The sequence below is a fragment of the Nonomuraea sp. K271 genome (assembly GCF_009908215.1).
Classification (GTDB): Bacteria; Actinomycetota; Actinomycetes; order Streptosporangiales; family Streptosporangiaceae; genus Nonomuraea; species Nonomuraea longispora.
Map to the genome: position 1 here is coordinate 1 of NZ_JAAAHR010000043.1, position 23388 is coordinate 23388.

Annotated in this window: 22 protein-coding genes; 14 read left to right on the forward strand and 8 right to left on the reverse strand. The window is 73.3% G+C overall.

The window, feature by feature from the left end; all coding sequences use genetic code 11:
* From GUY59_RS17155 to GUY59_RS17170, 4 genes are all read left to right on the forward strand, one after another.
* Positions 1-2155: helix-turn-helix transcriptional regulator (locus tag GUY59_RS17155; protein WP_161714578.1), on the forward strand; the 2155-nt coding region annotated here is incomplete at its 5' end.
* 119 nt (positions 2156-2274) lie between these two features.
* Complete coding sequence (locus GUY59_RS17160; protein ID WP_138200816.1) at positions 2275-4017, forward strand: DJ-1/PfpI family protein; 1743 nt, start codon at positions 2275-2277, stop codon at positions 4015-4017.
* Between the two features lie 72 nt (positions 4018-4089).
* Positions 4090-5142: an aldo/keto reductase gene (locus GUY59_RS17165; protein WP_138200815.1), complete on the forward strand. Its 1053-nt coding sequence runs from the start codon at positions 4090-4092 to the stop codon at positions 5140-5142.
* Between the two features lie 110 nt (positions 5143-5252).
* Positions 5253-6299 carry an SAM-dependent methyltransferase gene (locus tag GUY59_RS17170; RefSeq protein ID WP_138200814.1) on the forward strand — a complete coding sequence of 349 codons (1047 nt, stop codon included), beginning with the start codon at positions 5253-5255 and terminating at the stop codon, positions 6297-6299.
* A 29-nt stretch (positions 6300-6328) separates the two neighbouring features.
* Here GUY59_RS17170 and GUY59_RS50745 read toward each other — a convergent pair whose 3' ends face one another.
* A complete protein-coding gene (locus GUY59_RS50745) occupies positions 6329-6679 on the reverse strand; it encodes a hypothetical protein (protein WP_138200813.1) in 351 nt (116 codons plus the stop codon).
* Positions 6676-7395, reverse strand: a complete 720-nt coding sequence (locus GUY59_RS17180) for a PIG-L deacetylase family protein (protein WP_138200812.1) — start codon at positions 7393-7395, stop codon at positions 6676-6678. Before GUY59_RS17180 ends, GUY59_RS50745 begins: the two co-directional genes overlap by 4 nt.
* 261 nt (positions 7396-7656) lie before the next feature.
* Here GUY59_RS17180 and GUY59_RS17185 point away from each other — a divergent pair, with 261 nt between their 5' ends.
* From GUY59_RS17185 to GUY59_RS17195, 3 genes are all read left to right on the forward strand, one after another.
* On the forward strand, positions 7657-7935 hold the full coding sequence (locus GUY59_RS17185) for a muconolactone Delta-isomerase family protein (RefSeq protein WP_132332683.1): 279 nt from the start codon (positions 7657-7659) through the stop codon (positions 7933-7935).
* A 225-nt stretch (positions 7936-8160) separates the two neighbouring features.
* Positions 8161-8580 (forward strand): hypothetical protein, encoded by a 420-nt coding sequence (locus GUY59_RS17190; RefSeq protein ID WP_138200811.1) that lies wholly within the window; start codon positions 8161-8163, stop codon positions 8578-8580.
* Between the two features lie 529 nt (positions 8581-9109).
* Positions 9110-9511: a winged helix-turn-helix transcriptional regulator gene (locus GUY59_RS17195; RefSeq protein WP_138200810.1), complete on the forward strand. Its 402-nt coding sequence runs from the start codon at positions 9110-9112 to the stop codon at positions 9509-9511.
* Positions 9512-9535: 24 nt separating this feature from the next.
* Here GUY59_RS17195 and GUY59_RS17200 read toward each other — a convergent pair whose 3' ends face one another.
* The gene (locus GUY59_RS17200; protein WP_138200809.1) at positions 9536-10462 is read right to left on the reverse strand and encodes a TIGR03619 family F420-dependent LLM class oxidoreductase; all 927 of its coding nucleotides are present in this window, start codon (positions 10460-10462) and stop codon (positions 9536-9538) included.
* Positions 10463-10782: 320 nt separating this feature from the next.
* Between GUY59_RS17200 and GUY59_RS48745 the strand changes: the two genes are divergently transcribed.
* Both GUY59_RS48745 and GUY59_RS17210 read left to right on the forward strand, forming a co-directional pair.
* Complete coding sequence (locus tag GUY59_RS48745; RefSeq protein WP_138200808.1) at positions 10783-12915, forward strand: PP2C family protein-serine/threonine phosphatase; 2133 nt, start codon at positions 10783-10785, stop codon at positions 12913-12915.
* 72 nt (positions 12916-12987) lie between these two features.
* Complete coding sequence (locus GUY59_RS17210; RefSeq protein ID WP_138200807.1) at positions 12988-13398, forward strand: hypothetical protein; 411 nt, start codon at positions 12988-12990, stop codon at positions 13396-13398.
* A gap of 47 nt (positions 13399-13445) precedes the next feature.
* Here GUY59_RS17210 and GUY59_RS17215 read toward each other — a convergent pair whose 3' ends face one another.
* Positions 13446-14366, reverse strand: coding sequence for a LysR family transcriptional regulator (locus GUY59_RS17215; RefSeq protein ID WP_138200806.1), 921 nt, complete (start codon positions 14364-14366; stop codon positions 13446-13448).
* A gap of 100 nt (positions 14367-14466) precedes the next feature.
* Between GUY59_RS17215 and GUY59_RS17220 the strand changes: the two genes are divergently transcribed.
* The 3 genes from GUY59_RS17220 (at position 14467) to GUY59_RS17230 (ending at position 16667) form a co-directional block, all read left to right on the forward strand.
* Positions 14467-15291: an isocitrate lyase/PEP mutase family protein gene (locus tag GUY59_RS17220; protein WP_138200805.1), complete on the forward strand. Its 825-nt coding sequence runs from the start codon at positions 14467-14469 to the stop codon at positions 15289-15291.
* Positions 15292-15355: 64 nt separating this feature from the next.
* Complete coding sequence (locus GUY59_RS17225; protein ID WP_201760982.1) at positions 15356-16264, forward strand: aldo/keto reductase; 909 nt, start codon at positions 15356-15358, stop codon at positions 16262-16264.
* A 124-nt stretch (positions 16265-16388) separates the two neighbouring features.
* Positions 16389-16667, forward strand: coding sequence for a GrpB family protein (locus GUY59_RS17230; RefSeq protein WP_161714579.1), 279 nt, complete (start codon positions 16389-16391; stop codon positions 16665-16667).
* Positions 16668-16670: 3 nt separating this feature from the next.
* Here the strand turns inward: GUY59_RS17230 and GUY59_RS17235 are convergent, their stop codons facing one another.
* Positions 16671-18518 (reverse strand): cytochrome c oxidase assembly protein, encoded by a 1848-nt coding sequence (locus GUY59_RS17235; RefSeq protein WP_138200803.1) that lies wholly within the window; start codon positions 18516-18518, stop codon positions 16671-16673.
* Between the two features lie 208 nt (positions 18519-18726).
* Between GUY59_RS17235 and GUY59_RS17240 the strand changes: the two genes are divergently transcribed.
* On the forward strand, positions 18727-19842 hold the full coding sequence (locus GUY59_RS17240; protein WP_138200802.1) for an acyltransferase family protein: 1116 nt from the start codon (positions 18727-18729) through the stop codon (positions 19840-19842).
* A 53-nt stretch (positions 19843-19895) separates the two neighbouring features.
* Positions 19896-20765, forward strand: coding sequence for an aldo/keto reductase (locus GUY59_RS17245; RefSeq protein ID WP_236667228.1), 870 nt, complete (start codon positions 19896-19898; stop codon positions 20763-20765).
* Here GUY59_RS17245 and GUY59_RS17250 read toward each other — a convergent pair.
* The 3 genes from GUY59_RS17250 to GUY59_RS17260 form a co-directional block, all read right to left on the reverse strand.
* Positions 20734-20955: an alcohol dehydrogenase catalytic domain-containing protein gene (locus GUY59_RS17250; RefSeq protein ID WP_138200801.1), complete on the reverse strand. Its 222-nt coding sequence runs from the start codon at positions 20953-20955 to the stop codon at positions 20734-20736. The genes GUY59_RS17245 and GUY59_RS17250 overlap by 32 nt on opposite strands.
* 116 nt (positions 20956-21071) lie before the next feature.
* Positions 21072-21956, reverse strand: coding sequence for an aldehyde dehydrogenase family protein (locus GUY59_RS17255; protein ID WP_171055375.1), 885 nt, complete (start codon positions 21954-21956; stop codon positions 21072-21074).
* Complete coding sequence (locus GUY59_RS17260; protein WP_212746178.1) at positions 21949-23376, reverse strand: aldehyde dehydrogenase family protein; 1428 nt, start codon at positions 23374-23376, stop codon at positions 21949-21951. Before GUY59_RS17260 ends, GUY59_RS17255 begins: the two co-directional genes overlap by 8 nt.
* Positions 23377-23388 lie beyond the last annotated feature (12 nt).

The following is a 23388-nucleotide window of genomic DNA, read 5'->3' on the forward strand; positions in this document are numbered from 1 at the left end:
GGGCGGGCGGCCGCTGACCGACGGCGAGCACCGCCACCTGCTGGCCGCCACCGGCGGCAACCCGCTGGCCCTGCTGGAGCTGGCGGGCAAGGAGCTGCCGCCGGAAGGAGCGCAGGAGCCGCCGGCGTTGACCGACGAGCTGCGGCGTTCGTTCCTGAGCCGCGTACGCGCCCGGCACGCGGAGGCGTTGCCGCTGCTCCAGCTCGTCGCCGCCGACGGTTCCGGCAGCGTGGCAACCATTGAGAAGGCCGCCGCCGAGCTGTGCGTCGACGCCGGGCCGCTGCACCGGGCCGAGCTGGACGAGTTGCTCACGTACGACGGGCCGCGGCTGGTGTTCCGGCATCCGCTGATGCGGTCGGCGATCTACCACAGCGCGACGGCGGGCCGGCGGGCGGCGATCCACCGGGCCCTCGCGTCGGCGTTCGACGCCCCGGCCGACCAGCACCGCCGCGCCTGGCACCGAGGTCAGGCCGCGGCGGGCCACGACGAGGAGGCCGCCGGGCTGCTCGAACGCTCGGCCGAGCAGGCCGCGCTGCGGGGTGGCCCGGCGGCGGCCATGGCCGCGCTGTCGCGGGCCGCCGAGCTCACCCCGGCGGGCCCGCACCGGGGGCGGCGGTTGTGGAGCGCGGCGCGGGCCGCCGTCCGCGGCGGGTTCACCGCCGCGGCCGGGGACCTGCTGGACCGGGCGGAGCGCGAGCCGCACCTGGACGAGGTGGACCGGATCTCCGTGGTCGCGATGCGCGCCGTGGTGGCGGAGTTCATCGGCTCCCCCGAGGACGCGATGGACCTCATCAAGCCGTGGATCCCGCGCGCGCTCCGGGTCGACCGGCGCCGCTTCACCCCGACGGTCGCGATGTACGGCGACCTCGGGACCCGTACCAACCGCCCAGGGGTCTGGTCCGACCTCGCCGGCTGGCTCGACGCGTGCCAGCCGGAACAGGAGGGGCAGGACCACGACGACGGCCACGGCGGTCCTGAGGAGGCGGTGCTGCGACTGTTGCGCGCCGCCTGCCGGGTGCGCGCGGGCGACGACCCGGGACCGGCCGTACAGGACGGCGCCGGGGTGCGGGCGCTCACCGATCCGATCACGATGACCCTGGCGGGGGCGATCGCCCGTGGGCTCGGCGACCGTGAGCTGAGCAGGCGCCTATATCATGACGCCGGGCGGCTGGCCCGCGCCGGCGGCTCGCTGGGCGCGCTCGCGTGGAACCTCGAGTACCAGGCCGCGGACGAGCTCGCCCGCGGCCGGCTCGGGCTGGCGGAGGCGCACGCCGAGGAGGGGTGTGCGTTCGCCGCCGAGGTCGGCCAGCCGAACACGGCCTGCCGCAACCGCGGGCTGCTGGCCCTGTGTGCCGCGATTCGCGGCCGTCCCGAGGCCGGCGAGCTGGCCGCCGGGCTGCTGGCCGAGGCGGGCGAGCGGCGGCTGGCCGACGCGACGGCGTACGCCAGGCGGGCGCTCGGGCTGGTGGAGCTGGTCGCGGGCCGGCACGACGAGGCCGTGCGGCACTTCGCGGCGGTCGGCGGGTGGGACGCGGGTCAGCCTTCCGACCTGGCGATGGGGCTGGTTCCCGACCTGGTCGAGGCCCTCGTCAGGGCCGGTGAGCACGACAGGGCGGCCGTGGCCGCGGACCGGTACGCGCGGTGGACGGAGCACACCGCGTCGCCGGAGCTGGGCGCGCTCGCGGCGCGCTGCCGGGCGCTGGTCGCCGAGGACGGTTCGGGCGCTTACGCGGAGAGCCTGCGCCTGCACGCGCTGTCCGACGCCCCGCTGGAGCAGGCCCGTACCGAGCTGCTGCTGGGCGAGCAGTTGCGGCGGGACCGCCGCCGTTCGCTGGCGCAGCAGCACCTGCGTGGCGCGGCGGAGACCTTCCGCCGCATCGGCGCGCTCGCCTGGGCCGATCGGGCGCTGGGCGAGCTGCGCGCCACCGGCGAGTCGGCACGCGCGCCCGAGGCGGGGGCGCTGAGCACGCTCACCCCGCAGGAGCTGCGGATCGCGCTCGCCGTCGGCGAGGGGCTGACGAACCGGGAGATCGCCGCCCGTTTGTTTCTCAGCCCGCGCACGGTGGACTACCACCTGCGCAAGGTCTTCCAGAAGGCCGGCATCACCTCGCGGGCCGAGCTCATGCGCATGGTCCTGGCGGAACGCCCGGCGTAGTGCCGGTGATCCGCCCTGGCGGGAGACCGGTGTGCGGACCGGCGACATCACTGATTCGGTGGCGGGGCCGGTCTTCCTAGCGTGAGGGGCCTCAACGTCCTTCACGTCAGGAGTCCGACATGACGAACCATGAACGGCGGCCCGGCGGGGTACGCACCGCCGCCCGCCTCGTCTGGCACTACTTCGAACTGGTCATCGCGGCGGGCCTCGGGATGATGCTGCTCGACCCCCTGTGGGTCTCGGTGCTGGAGGTCGCCCGGTTCGACCTCTACATCCTGCTCATGGCGGCCGGCATGGCCGCCGGTGTGGCGCTTTGGATGCTGGTGCGCCGGCATGCCCGGCCGCGGATCGCCGAGATGAGCCTCGCGGTGTTCCTGCCGTTCCCCGTGCTGCTCGTTCCTTTCTGGCTCGGTGCATTACCGGCCGCTTCGGTGACGCTCATCGGGCATGTGATCCCGATGGTGCTTCTGGCGGCGGCCATGATCTGGCGGCGCGCGGAGTACGCGGACCCCCGGCACCGGTTCAGGTTCCGGTCCGGATGGTGGCGCGGGACGGCCATCGTCCTGGCGGCGCTGCTGCTTCCCGGCGCGGTCTCCGCGGTGAACACCACCGGCAAGTTCGGCGACCTGTACACGGCTCCCGCGAACGCGACGACCGCCGCGCCGGCGCCGAAGGCGCACGATCCGGCCAAGCCGACGGTGGCCCTCCTGGTCGGCGGCGGCGGCACGAACGTGGCGGACCTGCTGGGCCCGTACGAGGTGCTGGCGGGCACCGGCCGGGTGAACACCTACGTCGTCTCCTCCGGCGCCCGGCTGGCGCCCCTGACCGGCGGCCTGGACCTGGTGCCCGACCTGACGTTCCCCGAGCTCGCGCGGCTGCTGGACGAGCAGGACGACACGCTCGACGCGGTGATCGTCCCCGCCCTGCAGGACCCGGGGCCGGCGGAGCTCGGCTCGATCACCCGCTGGCTGCGTGAGCAGTCGGCGGCCGGGGCGCTGACGATGAGCGTCTGCACCGGGGCGCGTACGCTCGCGGCGAGCGGGCTGCTCGACGGCAGGACCGCGACGTCGCACTGGTTGCGGATGGCGGGGCTGCGTGACGACTTCCCCCGCGTCGGCTGGGTCACGGGCGTGCGCTACGTCGACGACGGCGACATCATCAGCACGGCCGGCGTGTTGTCCGGCGTCGAAGGCGCCCTGCGCATGCTTGAGCGGCTGGTCGACCCCGGCTCCGCCCGGGAGGCGGCGCGGAAGGTGCGCTGGCCCCACTACTCCCCCGGCGCTGCTGTGCGGATCGCCGAGTCCCGGCTCCAGCCGCCGGATCTGGTGGTCGCGCTCAACGCCTCCTACAACCCCGGGCCGTCCTCCATCGGCGTCCGGGTCGCCGGCGGAATCGGCGAGTTGGAGCTCGCGTCCGTGTTCATCTCGTACACCGAGCACGCCATGGTCGGGCGTACCGTCGCGCTGGGCGACGGGCCGTTCCGCTCCAGGCACGGGCTGACCTTCGTGCCGCGCTCGACGGTCGCCGCCGCGGCGGACGGGCTCGACCGCCTGCTCGTCCCCGGCGTGAACGCCGCACGCGCGAAGGCGGCGGACGGCGTGGCGGGACTGCGGCCTGAGTTCCTCCACACCGAGGAGGAGTTCGCGTTCGATCCGGTGTTGCGCGACATCGCCCGCACCTACGACGTGCAGACGGCGCTGTGGACGGCGAAGACGATGGAGTATCCGGTGTCCCACGTCGGGCTGAGCGGCAGCGCCTGGCCGTGGCCGGCGACGATCGTGCTGCTGGTGCTGGTGCTGCTGGGTGGCGTCGCCGCCGTGGTCGCTCCGCTGGTGTTCCGCCGCATCCGTACGCGCCACTAATGGGATTGTTGTCCCGTTAGCGTGCTATCCTAAACGGGACAACAATCCCATTAGCAAGAATGGACGTGAATCATGGAATATCGGCAACTGGGCGCCTCCGGACTCAAGGTCCCCGCGCTGAGCTTCGGCGCCGGCACCTTCGGCGGCAAGGGCGAGCTGTTCGGCGCGTGGGGAGACACCGGCGTCGCGCAGGCCAGGCGGCTCGTCGACATCGCCCTCGACGCGGGCGTCACCATGTTCGACACCGCCGACGTCTACTCCGACGGCGCCTCGGAGGAGGTGCTCGGGCAGGCGCTGAGAGGCCGCCGCGACCGCGCGCTCATCTCGACCAAGGCGGGCCTGCCCACGCACGAGGGGCCGGACGGCGCGGGCACCTCGCGCCCCCGACTGATCAAGGTGGTGGACGACGCGCTGCGCCGCCTCGGCACCGACCGCATCGACCTGTTCCAACTGCACGCCTTCGACGCCGCCACGCCGGTCGAGGAGGCGCTGTCCACTCTCGGCGACCTCGTCAGGGCCGGCAAACTCCGGTACGTCGGCGTGTCCAACTTCTCCGGCTGGCAGCTCATGAAGTCGCTCGCGACGGCCGACCGCTACGGCTACCCGCGCTACGTCGCCCACCAGGTCTACTACTCCCTGGTGGGCCGCGACTACGAGTGGGAGCTGATGCCCCTCGGCCTCGACCAGGGCGTCGGCGCCCTGGTGTGGAGCCCGCTCGGCTGGGGCCGCCTCACCGGCAGGATCCGGCGCGGCGTCCCGCTGCCCGAGGTCAGCAGGCTGCACAGGACCGCCGCGTACGGCCCGCCGGTGGACGACGAGCGCCTCTACGCGGTGGTCGACGTCCTCGACGAGCTGGCCGGCGAGACCGGCAGGACCGTCCCGCAGATCGCTCTCAACTGGCTGCTCCAGCGGCCGACCGTCGCCTCGGTCATCGTCGGCGCCCGCAACGAGGAGCAACTGCGGGAGAACCTGGGCGCCACCGGCTGGCGCCTCACCGGCGACCAGGTGGCCAGGCTCGACGCGGCCAGCACCGTCACGGCCGCCTATCCCTACTACCCGTACCGCAGTCAGGAGGGCTTCGCCCGCGTCAATCCGCCGGTCGAATCCCTGATCCGCGCGGGCTGACCTCCAGGAACCCGTCTCGCGGGCGCGTGCCCGCGCCGTGTCAGGGCATGTGCCGACCTTGGGGGTCGAGGCCGGTGGGAGCCGGCCTGAGCAGGAAAGGAGACGGGGGAATGGACGGCGAGAAGGTCAAAGAGTTCCTGGGCAGGGTCGTGGCCGACATGGCGGCCACCGAGGCCGCCGGCTCAGTCGTGGTCGGCCAGCGGCTGGGCCTCTACCGCGCGCTGGCAGAAGGGCCCGCGACGCCCGAGGAGTTCGCCGAACGCACCGGATGCCACCCGCGCTACCTGACCGAGTGGCTGCGGGGCCAGGCCGCCGGCGGCTACGTCGGCTACGAGCCGGAGACCGGCCGGTTCTCGCTGAGCGAGGAGCAGGCGTTCTGCCTGGCGAGCCCTGAGGGCCCCAACGTGCCGGCGGCGTTCCTCATCGCTCTGGGCATGCTGCGCTCGGAGCCGCGCATCACCGAGGCGTTCCGCACGGGCGCCGGCGTCGGCTGGCACGAGCACCACGAGGACGTCTTCGTCGGGTGCGACGCGTTCTTCCGGGCGGGGTACACGGCCGAGCTGATCCCGCACTGGATCCCGGCGCTGGAGGGGGTCGAGGCGAAGCTCACCGCCGGAGCCAGGGTCGCCGACGTCGGCTGCGGCCTCGGCTCGTCGTCGCTGCTGCTCGCCGAGGCGTACCCGCGCACCACGGTCCTCGGCTCGGACTACCACACCGAGTCGATCGCGCTGGCGCGCAAGCGGGCGGCGGAGGCGGGGCTGGCCGACCGGGTCGGCTTCGAGGTCGCCGGCGCGCAGGACTTCAGCGGCACGGACTTCGACCTGGTGGCGATGTTCGACTGCCTGCACGACATGGGCGACCCGCTGGGCGCGGCCAGGCGGGTGCGGGGGGCGCTGGCTCCCGACGGTACGTGGCTCCTGGTGGAGCCGCTGGCCTCGGACCGGGTCGAGGAGAACCTCAACCCGCTGGGACGGCTGTACTACAGCGCGTCCACGTTCCTCTGCGTGCCCAGCGCCCTGTCCCAGCCGGGCGGGTACGCGCTGGGCGCGCAGGCCGGGAGCGCCGCCATCCGCGACGTCGTCACGGAGGCGGGCTTCACCCGCTTCCGCGAGGCGGCGCGGACCCCGTTCAACCTCGTGTACGAGGTACGCCCCTAGGCGGGCACGTCAACCGCCCGGAGCGGCCGTCACAGGCCGTACTCCTCCGCGGTGACGTACGTGACGCCGAGCTCGGTGAGCTTGGCCCGCAGCCCGTAACGGTCGAGCCCTTTGCGTGGGCGCGGCTCGCAGGCGCGGAACCCGGCGCCCGGCCTGCACTGCTCCACCGCCGCGTGGAGCGTCAGGTTGTCGCCCGGCCAGCACAGCACGGTGACGGCGGTGCCGCCGATGCGGGAGCCGAGGTGCGTGGGCCGCAGTTGCGGGCCGAGGTGGCCGGTGCGGCCCAGCGCCTCGTGGACGGTGGCCACGCCGTACGCGGCGAGCTCGGCGACCTGGCCGCCGTCGGCGCGCGGCGGGTCGGTGACGATGGCCGTCCTCATGCCAGCACGTCCGTGACCTGCGGATAGAGACGCATGTAGGCCTCTCCCATGGTGGTGTGCGGCAGTCCCAGGTTGGGGCCGGCGTTGCGCTTGACCTGCACGCCGCGGCGCCGGGCGAGGTCGGTGTAGTAGTCCCACATGTGCTGCTGCGCGGGCAGGCACTCCATGGCCTTGCGCTTGGTGTCGAAGACGGGGGTGATGTCGAGCAGCACGTCGGGCTTGAACCCGCACTGCTCGGGCTGGTGCGGCTCGAAGAAGAACACCGGCGGCGCTCCCAGCGGCTCGCCGGGCGCGTCGTAGCCGACGGCCTGCGCGAGGATCCGGGCCTGCAGCGCCATGCGGGCGGCGGCGGGGTGGTCCTGGTTGTACGGGTCGGCCAGCGGGTGGGTCAGCACGACCGTCGGGGTGACCTCGCGGTAGACGCGGACCATCCGGTCGACCAGTTCCGTCGTCTCCAGCAGCGGGTAGTCGCCGGCGTCGAGGAACTCGATCTCGGCCCCCAGCACCTCGGCCGCGCCGGTCGCCTCCTTGCGGCGGAGCTCCTTGATCTCCTCCAGCGTCCTGCCCTCACGCCAGGCCTTCGCCGACTCGCCGCGTTCCCCGTACGTCAGGCACAGCACCTTCGCGCGCTCGCCTCGGGACGTGGCCAGCGCGATCGCTCCGGCGGCGCGCCAGACGAAGTCGCCCGCATGCGCGCTGATCACCAGCAGAGCCATCGCGGCCTCTCCTTCGGTCGTCATTCGTCACGAGAATCCGTTGTCCGTCACGAAGGACAGTAGGAGCGCCCGTCCCGCGCCGGAACGTCGTGACGTCCGGCATGCTCTACGTCATTCGACCTAGAGCCCGCCGCCTACCGCATGGACGGCCACCTTCACATCGGACATTTGTCGCGGCGAAGTCCGTGCGGATGCCCGGCGACACCCACTCCCGCGTCCGGTTCTACTGGTGGGCCAGGACGTCCCCTCAACAGGAGCGCCATGGAATTCCTGGTACGCACGGAGAACCTGCTGCCGCCCGACACGCCCGACCACACCCGTGACCGCCTGCGCAGGGCGGAGCGCGAGCGGGCCCAGGAGCTGCGAGACGCCGGCATTCTCAAGCGGTTGTGGCGGGTCCCCGGCCGCAACGCCACCGTCGGTCTCTACGAGGCGGGCGACCCCGCCGAGTTGCACGACGCGCTGACGTCGCTGCCGATGTGGAAGTGGATGGACGTGACCGTCGAGGCGCTGGCCACCCACCCGCAGGAACGGGCGTAGCTTCTCGAATGTGACACGGGCCGTCCTGCTCCGGGCATAGAGCGCCCGGGGCCGTCCGCCGGACCGGCCAAGTCTTGGCCAAGCCCTGCCGGGATGGCGCCGGCCTGCGGGACTTCTCCCCCTATGGCCGATCACAGTGGGTGAGTTCACGCCTTTCTTCCCGGAGCGGAACCAACACCCACGACACGGTGAGCGCTCCGGGCTCTTGCGGACAAGGAGTCAGACATGCTCGAGCGCGTCCTCACCATGACCGTGGCGACCGCGGCGACACTCGCTCTGGCCGCCGCCCCCGCACGGGCGGGCGACGGGCCATGGGAGAAGGCCAGGTACGACGCGCGCGAAGGCTCCGTCCTCGTGGACGCCGACCGCAAACGGATCACCGTGTGCGACAAGCTGCGCGACGGCACCGCCGTCAGGGCCGAGTACACCACCACCCGCGACCAGGCGTGGACCGCCCAGGCGCCGCAGGGCGGCTGCCGTACCCGCCGCACGTGGCTCACCAGGATCACCGGCTTCCGGCTCTGCACCGGCCACCTCAACCTGGGCCGCATCGCGTGGGACGGCTGCCGCCACCGCGTCAAGACCCCCGACTCGAGAAGGGCGAGGCACCACCGGCCGTTCGGCGCGGTAGGAGCACGGTCCTAGGCCCGGATCCCCCTGTGGTGGCGGCGTCGCGGCGCCGTACGCCGGGCGCTCGGCGTGCCGTCGGTGACCTTCTACGGCAACTCCTACGGCACTGTTCCGGCCCAGGATTACACCACCGGGTTCCCTCGAAGCACGGCCCGCCGGCGATCTGCCCCCGGCGCGCGGCACGGGTCTCTCCCCGGGCGAGTGACGGCTGGTCGCCGCCGCCTTCGCGACCGCCACCGACGCGCTGAGCCGCCGCAACCCCTACTCGGCGCTGTACGTGTCGTCGAAGGGACGGGTGGACTTCGACGACGCACGGCCCCGGGCTGGCGCTCCCCGACGTGCTGGCACGCCGCGCGCAGGAGGAGCTGATCCACCCGTTGCTGGGCTGCCTGTCGGTCGCGCCCACCTAGGGGCGGCGAGGCCGCCCTGAGGTGGGGGCAGCGGCTGATGTGGCGGGCCGTGGAGCCGGTGGAGGCCGGGCCGTGAACGCCCGCCGCCGCGGGGGCACCGTGTCCGTGCGTATCCGGCAGGTACGCTGGTGGCCATGTCCGGACACGTCTCCGAGCGCCCCGCCCCCGCCGGGAGCGGCGAGGGCATCACCTGCGGCGCGCAGTTCACCGACGTGTTCCGGGTGCTCGGCAAGCGGTGGAACGGCATGATCATCGTCGCGCTGCTGCAGCGGCCCGCCCGCTTCAGCGAGCTGGCCAGGGCGGTCCCCGGGATCACCGACGGCCTGCTCACCGACCGCCTGCGCGAGCTGATGGCGGTGCGGCTCGTGGAGCGGAGCCTGGCGGGCGGCGCGGGCCATGCGGCCGGCGCGGTCTTCTACCGCCTCACCCCCGCCGGCGAGGACCTGCGCGACGCCTTCCAGGAGCTGTGCGCCTGGGCCGATCGCAACAAGATCAACGAGTTGTGCGCGCAGGAACGCCCTGGCGACGGGTGCTGAGGCCGCTTCGCGCCGGCGCGGGTGTCAGCCTCTGACGAGGCCGATGAGCTCGGCGTAGAGATCGATCATCTCGTCCAGCCCAGTCAGCTCGCCCGGCGCGTCGGGGTCGATGGTGGAGAAGAGCACGTGGTCGATGCCGGTGCCCTCCAGCCCTTCGAGGTCGGCGGCGATCTGCCGCGGTGAGCCGCCGAGGAACGGCCGGTCGTCGCCCAGCGGCGCGGCGGTGAGCGGCACATTGGCCCGTGCGACGACGGTGACCGACTCCGGGTCGCGGCCGCCCTCCGCGACGGCCGACCTGAACGCCTTGGCCAGACCGGTCACCATGTCGTGGGAGAGCGCCACCGGGTTGAGCCCGTCGGCGACGCGAGCGGCCCGGCGCACGCCGGCCGGCGTCATGGCGCCGAGCAGGATCGGCACGTGAGCCTGCACCGGCTTGGGGTTGATCTCCGACTCGGCGATCTGGGTGAACGTCCCGTCGTACGCGACGGGGTCGGGCCCCCAGCAGGCCCGCATGGCGGCGATCACCTCGTCCATGCCCGGCCCGATCCGGCTCATCGGCACGTTCGCCGCGGCGAACTCCTGCGGCATCCAGCCCTGGCCGAGGCCGGCGACGACCCGGCCGCCGCTGAGCTGGTCGAGCGTGGCGAAGCGCTTGGCCAGCACGACGGCAGGGTGCAGCAGCGCGTCGATGATGCTGGTGCCGAGCTTGACGCGCTCGGTGAGCGCGGCGACGTAGCTCAGCGTCTCCAGCGGCTCGTAGACGCTGCGGTAGATCTCCGGCACGGGCTGCGGCTCGCCGCCGCCCATCGACACGGGGGCGGTCGGCCGGAGCAGGCGTTCGTAGGTCCACACCGAGTCGTATCCGAGCCGTTCGGCTTCGCGGGCGACGCGGGCGATGCCGGCCGGTGTGGCCAGCGGACCGGACGTGGGCAGGGCGACACCAAGTTCCATGCCCACACCCTACTACCTTTTTCATAGCGCACTATGAAAAACAAAGCGCCGTCAGGCCGGGAAGTCCACCGGGTTCGCCGAGCGCGTCCTGGCGTTGCCGATCACCGGTTTGAGCATCAGGCTCCAGCCGCTGGCGGAGGTGAACCTCAGCCGCTGGTCATGGAGTGGTCACTGTCCGGAACGCCCAAGTTTCTACAAGCTTGCCACCAGAACCCGGTAATGCCGGTTCTAGATCTCGAGCAGGGGCACTTACCGTTGGGCCTATGGCTGGTCAGGGCAGCGCAGCACCGTCGTCACCGCGGGCCGGAGCGAGGTAGGCCGTGCAGGACGGCGTCGTCGGCGCTGCCGCGCACCCTGCCCTTGAGGTGGACGAGGTGCTGACCCAGGCCGTACGCGACACGGGAGCGCACATCGGCGTGGTCTACCTGCTGGCCGATGACGGCCAGGTGCTGCTCATGGAGACGGAGACCGGGCTGCCCGCCCAGATCGTCAAACCGTGGACGCGGATATGGGTGAGCGCGGACGTCCCGGCGTCGGGCGCCGTACGCGAGGGCCGGCTCATCTGGGTGCCCGACTACCAGAAGCTCGCCTGTCGCTATCCGGCGACGGCGATCGCGCTGCCGTACCCGTTCGCCGCGGCCGCCGCGCCGATCCAGTCGGACGGGGAGGTGTGGGGCTCCATGGTCCTGCTGTGGCCGCCGTCGCATCCCGAGGAGCTCACCCTCCACGAGCGGGGGACCATCGAGCGCGCCACCCGCGCGCTCGGCGGCATCATGGAGGAGGCCACCCGCGCGGGGCTCCCGCCGCGGGCCGGGGGCGAGCCGCGTGTCCTCCGCCCTTCGTGGGCCTTGATGCCGGACGTGCACCGCGCCCTGGCCTCGACCGGCTATCTCGACCGGCTGCGCCACGGCTGCGTGGGCCTGGATCTGGAAGGACGACTGACCTTCGTCAGCGCGGGGACGGCCGGCGTGCTCGGCGTCGACCTCACCGACAGACTGGGCGAGTTGTTCTGGAGGGCGGTGGCGTGGCTGAAGGATCCGCTGTTCGAGGACCGTTTCCGTGCCGCGGCCGTCAGCCAGGAGCCCACGTCCTGCGTCGTACGGCATCCCGATGGCCGCGCCCTGCACATCAGCCTGCATCCGGATTCGTCCGGCATCAGTCTGTACATCACGGAGGCGGCAGCCGATCGACCGGGCCCGCGCCCCGGCGAGCCCGTGGCCGGCATCGTCAGCCAGCCCCGGGCGGACGTCTTCTACAACCTGCTCCACCTCGCGGCGACGCTGAGCCGGGCACTGAACGTGCAGGAGATCGTCGACATGGTCGCCGGCCATGTCATGCCGGTGTTCGACGCACAGGCGCTGACGATCATGACGGCCGAAGGCGGCAGGCTGAACGTCATCGGCTCGCACGGCTACGAGCCGGGCCTCGTCGAGCGGTTCGACCGCCTTCCGCTGGCCGCCGGCGCCCCCGCCCAGCACGTCGTGCGCACCGGCGAGCCCGCCTTCTTCTCCGACATCGAGGAGTTGCACCGGATGTATCCGGGGGCCGAGGTCCGTGACGGGATGGCCGCCTGGGCGTTCCTGCCGCTGCGCACCTCCGACACCGTGGCCGGCGCGTGCGTGCTGGCCTTCGGCGAGCCCTACCCGTTCACCGACGAAACGCGGGCCAGCCTCACCGCGATGGCCGGGCTCATCGCGCAGGCCCTCGACCGTGCGCTGCTCTACGACGCCAAGGACCGGCTCGCCCACACCCTCCAGACCTCGCTGCTGCCCCGCAGCCTGCCCGAGATCGCCGGGCTGGACGTGGCCGCCCGGTACGTGGCCGCCACCCGTGGCGTGGGGATCGGCGGCGACTTCTACGACATGATCCGCCTGGGCCACACCAAGGCCGCGGCGATCATCGGGGACGTGCAGGGCCACAACGTCACGGCCGCCGCGCTCATGGGGCAGGTCAGGACCGCCATCCACGCCTACGCGGCGGCGGGGGCGAGCCCTGGCGACGTGCTCAAGCTCACCAACCGCCTGCTCATGGACCTGGACCCCGACCTGTTCACCAGCTGCCTGCTCGTCTACTTCGACCTGCGGCTGCGTACGCTCTGGGCGGCCAGCGCCGGGCATCCGCCGCCGCTGCTGCGCCCGCCCGGCCAGCCCGCCGAGGTCATCGACGTGCCCGCCGGCATCCTGCTCGGCGTCCAGGGCGACGCCGAATACCCCACCGTCCAGGTGCCGTTCCCGCCGGACGCCGTCCTCCTCCTCTACACCGACGGCCTCGTCGAGACGCCCGGCGTCGACCTGGGCGAGGCCATCGGCGAGCTCGCCGAGCACTTCGGCCGCGCCGCCGGCGAGCCCGTCCACCAGCTCTGCGACACGCTGCTCAACCACGCCCCCCACACCAGCCAGCGCGCCGACGACATCGCGCTCCTCCTCGTGGAGCACCGCGCGCCCCCGGGCTGACCCCGTTTCGGCCCCGCCGTACGGGGCAGAGCGACCCCCTTGAGCCCTTGAGGCGGACCGAGGAGGTGACCCATGGCGAAGATCTGGCGCGACCGCCCCGCGGCCGGCGGCGACGACCGGTCCGCCGTCCACGGTGCACCGCACACGACCGGCAGCCGGTCACCGGGCACCCCGAAGCCGGACGAGGGGCCCACGTACGGGCGGGGATCCGGCGGGCGGCCCCTCTGGAGCGAACGCGACCGCGACGCCGAACGCATCGGCGCGGTCCTGCGCCGGTCGGGGTGCGCCGCGACGGGCGACGACGGGTTCGCCGTCGAGGGCGGGCACGACGGCGTCTTCCTGGTGACCTTCGCCGAGCGGCGCCCGCCCCCCGCGGACGGGATGGCGGCCTGCGTGAGAGCGCTGGTCCGGGCCGGCATGTCGGCCGAACCGCAGCCGGGCGACGCGCGTACGCTCCGCGTCAGGACCCGCACCGTCGGCTGACGGCGGGCCGGGCCCCTTAGCCGCTCCTGGGACGGACCCGCGGGCGGTCAGTCCAGCACGCCGGGCGTGCGCTCCCGCAGCACCTCCAGGAACGCCGCCGCCGGCCTGCTCCAGTGGCCGCGCCGCCTGCGCACGACGACCACGGGCAGGGCGGCGTCCAGGTCGTCCACCTCGACCGCCCGCAGGCTGCCGATCCGCAACTCCTCCCTCACGCTGCTGACCGGCATGAGGGCGACGCCGAGGCCGGCCTGCACCAGCCGCTTCTGAGCGGTGAGGCTGTCGACCCTGGTGATCGGGGCGTCGGCCAGCCCCATCGCGGGCAACCGGCGGTCGAGCAGGTGGCCGAAGGAGTCGGGCTGGCCCCGCTCGGGAGGGAAGCCCAGCCACCGCTCGCCCTCGAAGGCCCGCAGATCCGGCAGGCGGCGGGCGGTGACGGGATGCGCGGCGGGCACGACGACCAGGAGTTTCTCGACGCCGAGCGGGATCGACTCCAGCTTGGGGTCGGCGTCGGGGAAGTAGCGCAGGCCCAGGGTGGCCTCGCCGCCGCGGACAAGGGCGCTCACCTCGCGGCTCGTGGCGGTGCGCAGCTCGACCGAGGCCTCGGGGAACCGCGACTCGAACGTGCGCAGCGCCTCGACGATGTGCGAGTCGGCCAGGGTGCCGACGATGGCCAGGCTGAGGGTCCGGGTGCCGCCGGGCCGCTCGGCCGCCTCGCGCACGGCCCGCTCGCCGTCCCTGATCGCCGCAAGCGCGGCCTCCGCGTACGGCAGGAGTGCCCGGCCCGCGTCGGTGAGCACCACGCTGCGGCCGGTCCGCTCGAACAGGGCGGCACCCAGCGACTGCTCCAGCTCGCGGATGCGGCGGCTGATCGCGGGCTGCGACCGGTTGAGCTTCCTGGACGCGTCCGTGAACCCGCCCAGCTCCGCGATGGCGGTGAACGCCTCGATCTCCTCGACAGTCACATCCATCAGTATTCCTGATGGGCAGCATCATCACCATGCATTTGACTGATCTGTCGCCGGGCGGCCAGAGTGAAGGCGTCATCGCAGCTCACGACGGGAGAGCACCATGACCGACCAGACGGCCCGCGCGACGCGTTTCCGGGCGCTCCACGACGGCCCCGAGCCGTTCCTGCTCCCCAACCCGTGGGACGCCGGCACGGCCAGGCTGCTGGCCTCGCTGGGTTTCGACGCCCTCGCCACCACCAGCCTCGGCGTGGCCAACCAGGCCGGCCGCACCCGGGCCGCCCGGCAGGACGTCCTCGGCAACTGCCGCGTCATCAGCGAGGCGACCCCGCTGCCCGTCAACGCCGATCTGGAGAACGGCTTCGCCGACGACCCCGCCGAGGCGGCCAAGATGATCGCGGACGTCTGCGCCTGCGGCGTGGCCGGCGCGTCCATCGAGGACGCCACCGGCGACCGCAGGAGTCCGATCTACGACTTCGGGCTGGCCGTCGAGCGCGTGCGGGCCGCCGTCGAGGTCACGCGCGGGCTGCCCGTCCCGCTCGTGCTGACCGCCAGAGCCGAGAACCTGCTGTACGACGAGGGCGGGCTCGACGACACCATCCGGCGTCTCCAGGCCTTCGAGGAGGCGGGCGCCGACGTCCTGTACGCGCCGGGGCTGCGCACGCTCGACGAGATGCGGGCGGTCGTCTCCTCCGTCGGCAGGCCGGTGAACGTGGTGATGGGCTTCGCCGACCCGGCGATCACGCTGGAGCAGCTCGCCGGGATCGGGGTGCGCCGGGTGAGCATCGGCGGCGCGCTGTCCCGGTACGCGCTCGGCGCGTTCCTCGACGCGGCCAAGCAGATGCGCGACGGCCGGTTCGGGTTCGTCGCGGACGTGCCGCCGATGGGCGAGCTCCTCCGCGCGTTCAGACCGTACTCCACCCCCTGAGGAGGGCCGCCCCGGCGGCGCATGACATGATCGTCGGCAGGATCACCGTGAGAAGGAGCGGGACATGCCGGATCAGCAGGGCCGCCGCGTGCCCGGCAGCGACGTGCCACTCCAGCCGCTGACCGTCGGCACGTCGGCGCTCGGCGCGGGCCCCGGCGACGATGCGCTGGCCGAGATGATGGTGGCGGGCCGTTTCCGCCAGCTCGACACCTCCAACAACTACGCGGGCGGGCGCTCGGAGACGCTGATCGGCGCCGCGCTCAAGCAGGCGCCCGACGGCGTGACGATCTTCTCCAAGGCCGACCGCGACCCCGCCACCGGCGTGTTCGACGGTGACCGGGTCATGCGGTCCTGGGAGGAGACGACCTCCCGCCTCGGCGTCGAGACGTTGCCGATCTACCACCTGCACGACCCGATGACCATCACGGTCGGCGAGGCGATGGCCCGCGGCGGCGCCGTGCCCGCCCTGGTGGCGCTGCGCGAGCAGGGGCTCGTCGGCGCGATCGGCATCGCCGTCGGCGGCGGCACCATGGTGGAGGACTACATCCGCACCGACGCGTTCGACGCGGTGCTCACCCACAACCGCTACACCCTGGTCGACCGGCGCGCGGAGGAGATCCTTCGGCTCGCCACGGAAAGGGACATGACGGTCTTCAACGCCGCTCCCTTCGGCGGCGGCATCCTGGGCGGCTCGCCACGGCACGCCACCCGCTACGGCTACCGGCGGGTCTCCCCCGAGTTCGCCGCGCACGTCGAGCGGCTCAAGGCGCTGTGCGAGCGGTGGGGCGTCCCGCTCGCCGCGGCTGCGCTGCACTTCTCCCTCGCCGAACCACGCATCCACTCCACGGTCGTCGGCGTCACCTCGGCCGAACGGCTGGCCGAGCTGGGGATCATCGCCGACACGGTGATCCCCGGCGGGTTCTGGGAGGACCTGGCGGCGCTCGGGGACCCGCCTCCCTCACCGATCGACTGACGCCCGCCGGGCCGGCCACCCGCCTCCCGATGGCCGAGAATCTCCCGGCATGATCCACCGGTCACGCGAACCGGAGACTGCTGAGGAGCTGAGGCAGGCATGGCGATTGTCATCGTGGACTACGATGCGGCATGGCCGTCGCTGCGCCTCGGGCCAGCGCGGTCACCACGTGCACGTGGTGCGGGCCGACACGTGGGAGACCCGTAACGAGCGGCTGCTGCGCGACCATCCGAGGAGCGATCCCCGTGCGGCCTCCGAGTACGCCGCACTCAAGCGCCACCTCGCGGCCTGCGACATGGACGCCGCGGCCTACACCCGGGCCAGGACCGACCTGATCCAGCCGCTCGTCGACGAGGCCCGTCAGGCGCGCGGCCTCCCCCGCGTCCCGGTGTGGGAGGAGTGACCGTCAGCGCCCGCGCGGCTCCGTGACGCGCTCCCGGGCTCGCACGCGCGCCGCCTGCCGTTCCAGGGCCAGCCTGACGGCGAGCGGCGCGAAGGCGAGCAGCGGCACGATCAGGTGGACGGCGCCGGCCAGGCGCTGGTCGGCCGCCGGCACGCCCGCCGGGGCCGCCTGCAGGAACCAGCCGGCCGCGACGCGGGGCCCGGTCAGCAGGTACGCGCCGAGCGCCAGGTGCACCGCGGCGGCCACCGCCAGCAGCCGGGCCCGCGCGGCCCACGGGAACGGCCGGGGCAGCGGGTCGGCGCCCGCCAGCACCCACGACACGGCCAGCCCGAGCCCGAGGAACAACGCCGCGGTGGCCAGGTGGGAGCCGTAGGCGGACAGGGACCAGGGGAACCACGCGGTCCCGTACAGCAGCAGGAACAGCACCGGGTACGCGGTCAGCAGCAGGCCGGGCCGGATGATCCGGCGGCCGAAGGCGCGCGAGCCGAGGTCGCCGTACTGGGAGGAGGGGGTGGTGGCCCGGGCCGCCAGGGTGGCGGGAGCCCCCAGGCAGAGCAGCAGCGGAGCGACGACGGTGAGCGTGACGTGCTGCAGCGCGTACGCGGACGCCATCGCCCGCGCGTACCCGCCGACTCCGCCGACCAGCACCAGCGCGACCAGGGCCAGCCCGGCGTGCCAGGCGAACGACCGGGCCGGCGGCCATCCGGCCGCCCTGCGCACGCCCACGAGATAACCGGCGGCGGGCAGCGCGAGCAGCAGCAGGACCAGCGGGTCCAGCCGCGCCTCGGTGATCAGCGCGGCAGGGGTGAACGGCGCGAGCTCGTACTCCAGCACGCCGTGAGCCGTGTGACCGCCGCCGTCGCCGCCCGCGGGCGGCGGGGTGCGGGACAGGCCGACGGCCAGGCCCATCGCCGCCGCCATCACGGCCACCTCGCCCGCCGCCAGCCGGACGAACGTACGCCGCACCCCGCGATCCGTCACGCCCATGACGGTGCGGCGGCGGTGGCTCCAGCCGAACCAGCCGAGGACCGCCAGCACGGCGACCTTGCCGAGCAGGAGCAGGCCGTAGCTGCTCTGCCACAGGCCGGACGGCGTCTCCAGCCGCACCCAGCCGCCGGCCAGCCCGGAGAAGGCCACCGCGGCGAAGCAGCACAGCGCGATCGTGCTGAACCTCGCCAACACGACGGCCAGGTCGGCGGAGCGGCGGAAGTGCACGAGCACCGCGTACAGGCCGCCCACCCACACCGACACACCCACCAGGTGCGCCATCAGCGCGGAGATCGCGACGTCGTGGTCGGCCGCGGAGGCGGCGTGGCCGACGTACGCGGGCGGCAGCAGCGCGCCCACGGCCGGCGCCAGCGGCATCCACCGGGGCAGGCGCGGCACGAGCGTGGCCAGCGCCACCACGAACGTCGCCGCCACCACCACCAGCAGCGCCCGGGTCTGGGGCAGCGACGTGCCGTAGCCGAGGAGGTGTGAGGCGGCGAGGATCCGCGCGGGAGGCAGGGCGAAGAACGTCGACAGGGTCAGCACGTACCCGGTGAGGGAGGCGAACGCCCAGCCGAGCGCCCACCACCCGGCCGCCCGCACGCACCGCGCCGCCTCGGGGGAGCCCGCCGGGGCCAGCACGCCGGCGGCCAGCAGGGCGCCGACGCACGCCACGGCGCACAGGTCGTGCCCCAGCCGCACCAGCGGCAGGCCCCACTCGGCGAGCGGTCCCGCGGAGGGCAGCCCGGCGATCTCCGGCGTGCCCGCGCCGCCGCCGAACCACAGGACGGAAACCAGCACCACGACGCCCACGCCGACCACGCCGACCACGGCGCCGACGTGAACCGGCGCGGAAGCTCTCATGGCCACCCCGCAACGTCCGTCTGGACCGGCCGGCCCCCGGACGCCTGCGGTCCCGGTGACCGTGGTGCGTGGCCCACATGATCCCACAGCGGCCGGACCGTGACCATGCGGCAGCGCACGTCTGAGGTACGCGGCATCAGGCCGGGCGGTTCAACAGCCACCCATACCAAAGGCGGCAAATAGTCATTAATGACCTAGAATCCGTCAGATGTTCGCGGCCCCCCACCGGCTGGCCTGGCTGGACGCCCTCCGGGGGCCGGCCGCGCTGGCCGTCACCATGCACCACGCCGGCTGGACGTACCTGCCCGCCGTCTGGGCGGAAGTGGACCGCCGGATCGACCTCGGCACGTGGGGCGTGTTCGTGTTCTTCCTGGTCAGCGGGTACATCATCCCCGCCTCCCTGGAGCGGCGAGGCGACCTGCGCGCCTTCTGGACCGGCCGGGCCTTCCGCCTCCTCCCGCTGCTGCTGGCCGCCTGCGCCCTGGCCGTCCTGCTCGCCTGCGCCGGCCTGCCCGTCCTCGACCCCGGGCTCGGACAGCGCCCCTTCGCCGTGGTCGTGCTGGGCAACCTGACCATGGTGCAGGAACTGCTCAACCTGCCCGCCGTCATCGGCGTGATGTGGACGCTCTCGTACGAGATGGCGTTCTACCTGATGTGCGTCGCGCTGTTCGCGGTCGGGCGGGCACACCGGTCGGCCTGGATCGCCGGCGGTCTGGCGCTGCTGGCCGTGCCGCTGGGGCTGCTGCTGCCGGGAACGTCGATCAAGGGCGGCGCCGACCTCATGGCCGCGCTGCTCGGCCTCGCGGTCGTCGCCGCCATCGCGGTGACCGCGCTCGGCCGGGGCGGGACGCGTACCGTGGCCGCGGTCGCGGGCGGTCTGCTCGGGCTGGCGCTGGTGATCCTCGGCAGCCGGGGCGGCACCTGGCAGGGCGTGATCATCCTGGCGTCGATGTTCGCCGGCACGGCGGTCTACCGGGCCGAGCGGGGCACGACCTCCTGGCGTACGGCCGCGCTCGCCGCCTTGGCGGTGCTGGCGTGCGGGATCCCCGCCAAGGACGACCCCGCCTGGGCTCCGGCGCTCGTGCTCGCCTTCGGCGTCTTCGCCCTGGGGCTCGCGCTGCGCGGCCGGGCGTTCCCCCGCTGGCTGCCGGAGCTCGGCGTGATCAGCTTCTCCCTCTACCTGTTGCATCCGGTCCTGCTGCACGCGATCCCGGACCTCACGCTGTACTACCTCGTCCTGATCCCGCTCAGCCTCGCGAGCCACCGTCTTGTCGAGGCTCCCGCCCAGCGCCTCGGCAGACGCCTGACCGCCGCCCGCGCGTGACCCCGCCCCGCCCGGATTGACCTGGAGCGCACTCCAGCCGACAAGCTGGACTCATGAGCACATCGTTGACGACACGCGCCATCGGCGACCGCCGCGTCTCCGCCATCGGGCTCGGCGCCATGCCCATGTCGGTGGCCGGGCACATGGCCGACGAGGACCAGTCGATCCGGACCCTGCTGGCCGCCCTGGACGCCGGTGTCACGTTGATCGACACGGCGGACGCGTACACGCCTTCGCACGACGACGTCGGCCACAACGAACGCCTGGTCGCCAAGGCGCTGGCCCAGTGGCGGGGCGACGCCGGCAGCGTGCTCGTCGCCACCAAGGGCGGGCACACCCGCACGCCAGGCGGCGGCTGGTCCAAGGACGGGCGCCCGTCGTACCTCAAGCAGGCCTGCGACCGCTCGCTCAAGGCGCTCGGCGTGGACAGCATCGGCCTCTACCAGCACCACCGGCCCGACCCGGAGGTGCCGTACGAGGAGACCATGGGCGCGTTGGGGGACCTCCACGACGCCGGCAAGATCCGGATGGCGGGCATCTCCAACGCCGGCCCGGAGCAGATCAGGATCGCCCACGACATCCTGGGCGAGTGCCTGGTGAGCGTGCAGAACGAGTACTCGCCGCGCTTCCGCTCCAGCGAGCCCGAGATCGACCTCTGCGCCGAGCTGGGCCTGGCCTTCCTGCCCTGGTCGCCGCTGGGCGGCATCGGGCGCACCGGGGAGCTGAGCGAGCGGCACGCCGCCTTCTCCGAGATCGCGAAGGAGCGCGGCGTCTCCCCGCACCAGGTCTGCCTGGCCTGGGAGCTCGCCCGCAGCCCCTTGGTCATCCCCATCCCGGGCGCGAGCCGCCCCGAGACCATTCTCGACTCGCTCGCGGCCGTGGACCTGGAGCTCAGCGCGGAGGAGCTGGCCCGCCTCGGCTGAGCTCGATGACCGGCCTGAACTCGCACACCTTGTGGGCGGTGACCTCGCCGCCCACCGCCTCGATCTCCCCGGCGAACTCGTTGCCGAGCACGCGCACCCGTGGCCGGAAGAAACCCGTGAAGAACCTCCACAGGAACGGCGTGGCGGCGCGCAGGGCGCAGTCGGTGCGGTTGACCGTGGTCGCGTGCACCTTGACGAGCCTACGTCGACTCCGGCCAGAAGATCGGCAACGTCGTGATCACCGCCGACCACTCCGGCTGAGCGACGACCACCCGGCCGGGCTCGGCGCGCACCCGGCCGGAGCCGTCACACGCCCATCGGGTGCCAGACCGTCTTCGTCTCCACAAAGGGCCGGATGCGGGCCACGCCGGGGTCGGCGGCCGACCAGTCGTCGTGAAGGCCCGGCCGTACGACCCGTTTGAGCGTGCCCGCGGCCAACTCCTCCAGCTCACCGGCGAGCTCGCCCGCCCCGGCCAGGTCCAGGGCGTTCACGTCGGCGTGCCCGGCCAGCGGCGGCGCCAGCTCGCGCAGGCGGCCGGTCAGGACGTTGACGACGCCGCCGGGCAGGTCGGAGGTGGCCAGCGCCTCGGCGAGGGTGACGGCGGGCAGCGGCGCCCGCTCGCCGGCCACCAGCACCGCCGTGTTGCCCGCGGTGATGACGGGCGCGAGCACCGCGACCAGGCCGAGCAGCGGGGAGCCGGCGGGCGCGAGGATGCCGGCGACCCCGGTCGGCTCGGGCTGGGAGTGGTTGAAGTAAGGGCCCGACACCGGGTTGGCCGCCCCGAGCACCTGGCCGAGCTTGTCGGCCCAGCCGGCGTAGTAGACCCAGCGGTCGATCGCGGCGGACACCACACCCTGGGCGCGCGCCTCGCTCATGCCCTGGGCGGCGGCCACCTCCCCCGCGAACTGCGCCCGCCGGCCCTCCATCATCTCGGCGATCCGGTAGAGGATCTGGCCGCGGTTGTAGGCGGTGCGGCCCGACCAGCCGGGAAAGGCCTTGCGCGCGGCCACGACGGCGTCGCGCACGTCCTTGCGCGACGCCAGGGCCGCGTTGGCGAGGTGGACTCCGCGGGAGGATGTCACCGGGTACGACCTGCCTGACTCCGAACGCGGGAAAGCCCCGCCGAGGTAGAGCTTGTACGTCCTGCGCACGGCCACGCGAGCCGGCGCGGACGGGGTCCTGTCAGCCAAGGTATGCCTCCAGCCCGTGGCGGCCGCCCTCGCGGCCGTAACCGGACTCCTTGTAGCCGCCGAACGGGCTGGCGGGATCGAACACGTTGAAGGTGTTGGACCACACGACGCCGGCACGCAGCCGGCTCGCGGTCCACAACATGCGGGAACCCTTCTCCGTCCACACTCCGGCGGACAGCCCGTACGGCGTGTTGTTCGCCTTGGCGACGGCCTCCTCAGGGGTGCGGAAGGTGAGCACCGACAGGACCGGCCCGAAGATCTCCTCGCGGGCGATCCTGTGCGCCTGCGTGACGCCGGTGAACACGGTGGGCGGGAACCAGTAGCCGCGTTCCGGTACCGGGCACGCGGGCGACCAGCCGCTCGCGCCCTCCGCCTCGCCGGCGGCGGCCAGTTCGCGGATCCTGGCGAGCTGCGCGGCCGAGTTGATGGCGCCGATGTCGGTGTTCTTGTCCAGCGGGTCGCCGAGCCGCAACCGCTCGATCCTGGCCCGCAGCCTGGTCAGCAGCTCCTCGGCGATCGACTCCTGGACCAGCAGGCGGGAGCCGGCGCAGCACACGTGGCCCTGGTTGAAGAAGATCCCGGAGACGATGCCCTCCACGGCCTGGTCGACGGCCGCGTCGTCGTACACGATGTTGGCGCCCTTGCCGCCCAGCTCCAGGGTGAGCCGCTTGGACGTCCCGGCCACGGCGCGGGCGATCTCCTTGCCGACGCCGGTCGAGCCGGTGAAGGCGACCTTGTCCGCGTCCGGGTGGGCGACCACGGCCCGGCCGGTGCCGCCCGCGCCGGTCACGATGTTGACCACGCCGGGTGGCAGTTCCGCCTCCTGGCAGATCTCCGCGAACGCCAGTGCGGTCAGCGGGGTGGTCTCGGCGGGCTTGAGCACCACCGTGTTGCCGGTCGCCAGCGCGGGCGCGACCTTCCAGGCGAGCATCAGCAGCGGGAAGTTCCACGGGATGACCTGCGCGGCCACGCCGAGCGGGCGCGGTGACGGGCCGACCCCGGCGTGGGCGAGCTTGTCCGCCCAGCCCGCGTGGTAGAAGAAGTGCGCCGCGACCAGGGGAAGGTCGATGTCGCGGGTCTCCTTGATGGGCTTGCCGTTGTCGAGCGATTCGAGCACGGCCAGCTCGCGGGCACGTTCCTGGATGATGCGCGCGATCCTGAACAGGTATTTGCCGCGCTCGGCGCCGGGCAGCGGCGACCACACCCGCGCGAAGGCCCGGCGGGCGGCGGCGAAGGCCCGGTCCACGTCGGCGTCGGACGCGGCGGCCACCTCGGAGAGCGGCTCCTCGTCGGCCGGGTTGACCGTGACGATGCGCTCGTCGCTCTTGGCCTCGGTGAACTCGCCGTCGATGAACAGGTCGTACGCCGGCAGAATGGTCACGATCGACCGTGACTCCGGCGCGGGCGCGTAGTCGAAGATCTCCACGGTTCC

Excerpts from the sequence above, each read along its gene's own strand:
- GUY59_RS17235 (WP_138200803.1), bottom strand. The coding sequence starts at position 18,518 with ATGAGAGCTTCCGCGCCGGTTCACGTCGGCGCCGTGGTCGGCGTGGTC.
- GUY59_RS17165 (WP_138200815.1), top strand. The coding sequence starts at position 4,090 with ATGGAATATCGGCAACTGGGCGCCTCCGGACTCAAGGTCCCCGCGCTG.
- GUY59_RS17210 (WP_138200807.1), top strand. The coding sequence starts at position 12,988 with ATGGCGAAGATCTGGCGCGACCGCCCCGCGGCCGGCGGCGACGACCGG.
- GUY59_RS17170 (WP_138200814.1), top strand. The coding sequence starts at position 5,253 with ATGGACGGCGAGAAGGTCAAAGAGTTCCTGGGCAGGGTCGTGGCCGAC.
- GUY59_RS17225 (WP_201760982.1), top strand. The coding sequence starts at position 15,356 with ATGCCGGATCAGCAGGGCCGCCGCGTGCCCGGCAGCGACGTGCCACTC.
- GUY59_RS17200 (WP_138200809.1), bottom strand. The coding sequence starts at position 10,462 with ATGGAACTTGGTGTCGCCCTGCCCACGTCCGGTCCGCTGGCCACACCG.
- GUY59_RS17185 (WP_132332683.1), top strand. The coding sequence starts at position 7,657 with ATGGAATTCCTGGTACGCACGGAGAACCTGCTGCCGCCCGACACGCCC.
- GUY59_RS17215 (WP_138200806.1), bottom strand. The coding sequence starts at position 14,366 with ATGGATGTGACTGTCGAGGAGATCGAGGCGTTCACCGCCATCGCGGAG.
- GUY59_RS17190 (WP_138200811.1), top strand. The coding sequence starts at position 8,161 with ATGCTCGAGCGCGTCCTCACCATGACCGTGGCGACCGCGGCGACACTC.
- GUY59_RS17195 (WP_138200810.1), top strand. The coding sequence starts at position 9,110 with ATGTCCGGACACGTCTCCGAGCGCCCCGCCCCCGCCGGGAGCGGCGAG.
- GUY59_RS17220 (WP_138200805.1), top strand. The coding sequence starts at position 14,467 with ATGACCGACCAGACGGCCCGCGCGACGCGTTTCCGGGCGCTCCACGAC.
- GUY59_RS17230 (WP_161714579.1), top strand. The coding sequence starts at position 16,389 with ATGCGGCATGGCCGTCGCTGCGCCTCGGGCCAGCGCGGTCACCACGTG.
- GUY59_RS17240 (WP_138200802.1), top strand. The coding sequence starts at position 18,727 with ATGTTCGCGGCCCCCCACCGGCTGGCCTGGCTGGACGCCCTCCGGGGG.
- GUY59_RS17160 (WP_138200816.1), top strand. The coding sequence starts at position 2,275 with ATGACGAACCATGAACGGCGGCCCGGCGGGGTACGCACCGCCGCCCGC.
- GUY59_RS17245 (WP_236667228.1), top strand. The coding sequence starts at position 19,896 with ATGAGCACATCGTTGACGACACGCGCCATCGGCGACCGCCGCGTCTCC.
- GUY59_RS17180 (WP_138200812.1), bottom strand. The coding sequence starts at position 7,395 with ATGGCTCTGCTGGTGATCAGCGCGCATGCGGGCGACTTCGTCTGGCGC.
- GUY59_RS50745 (WP_138200813.1), bottom strand. The coding sequence starts at position 6,679 with ATGAGGACGGCCATCGTCACCGACCCGCCGCGCGCCGACGGCGGCCAG.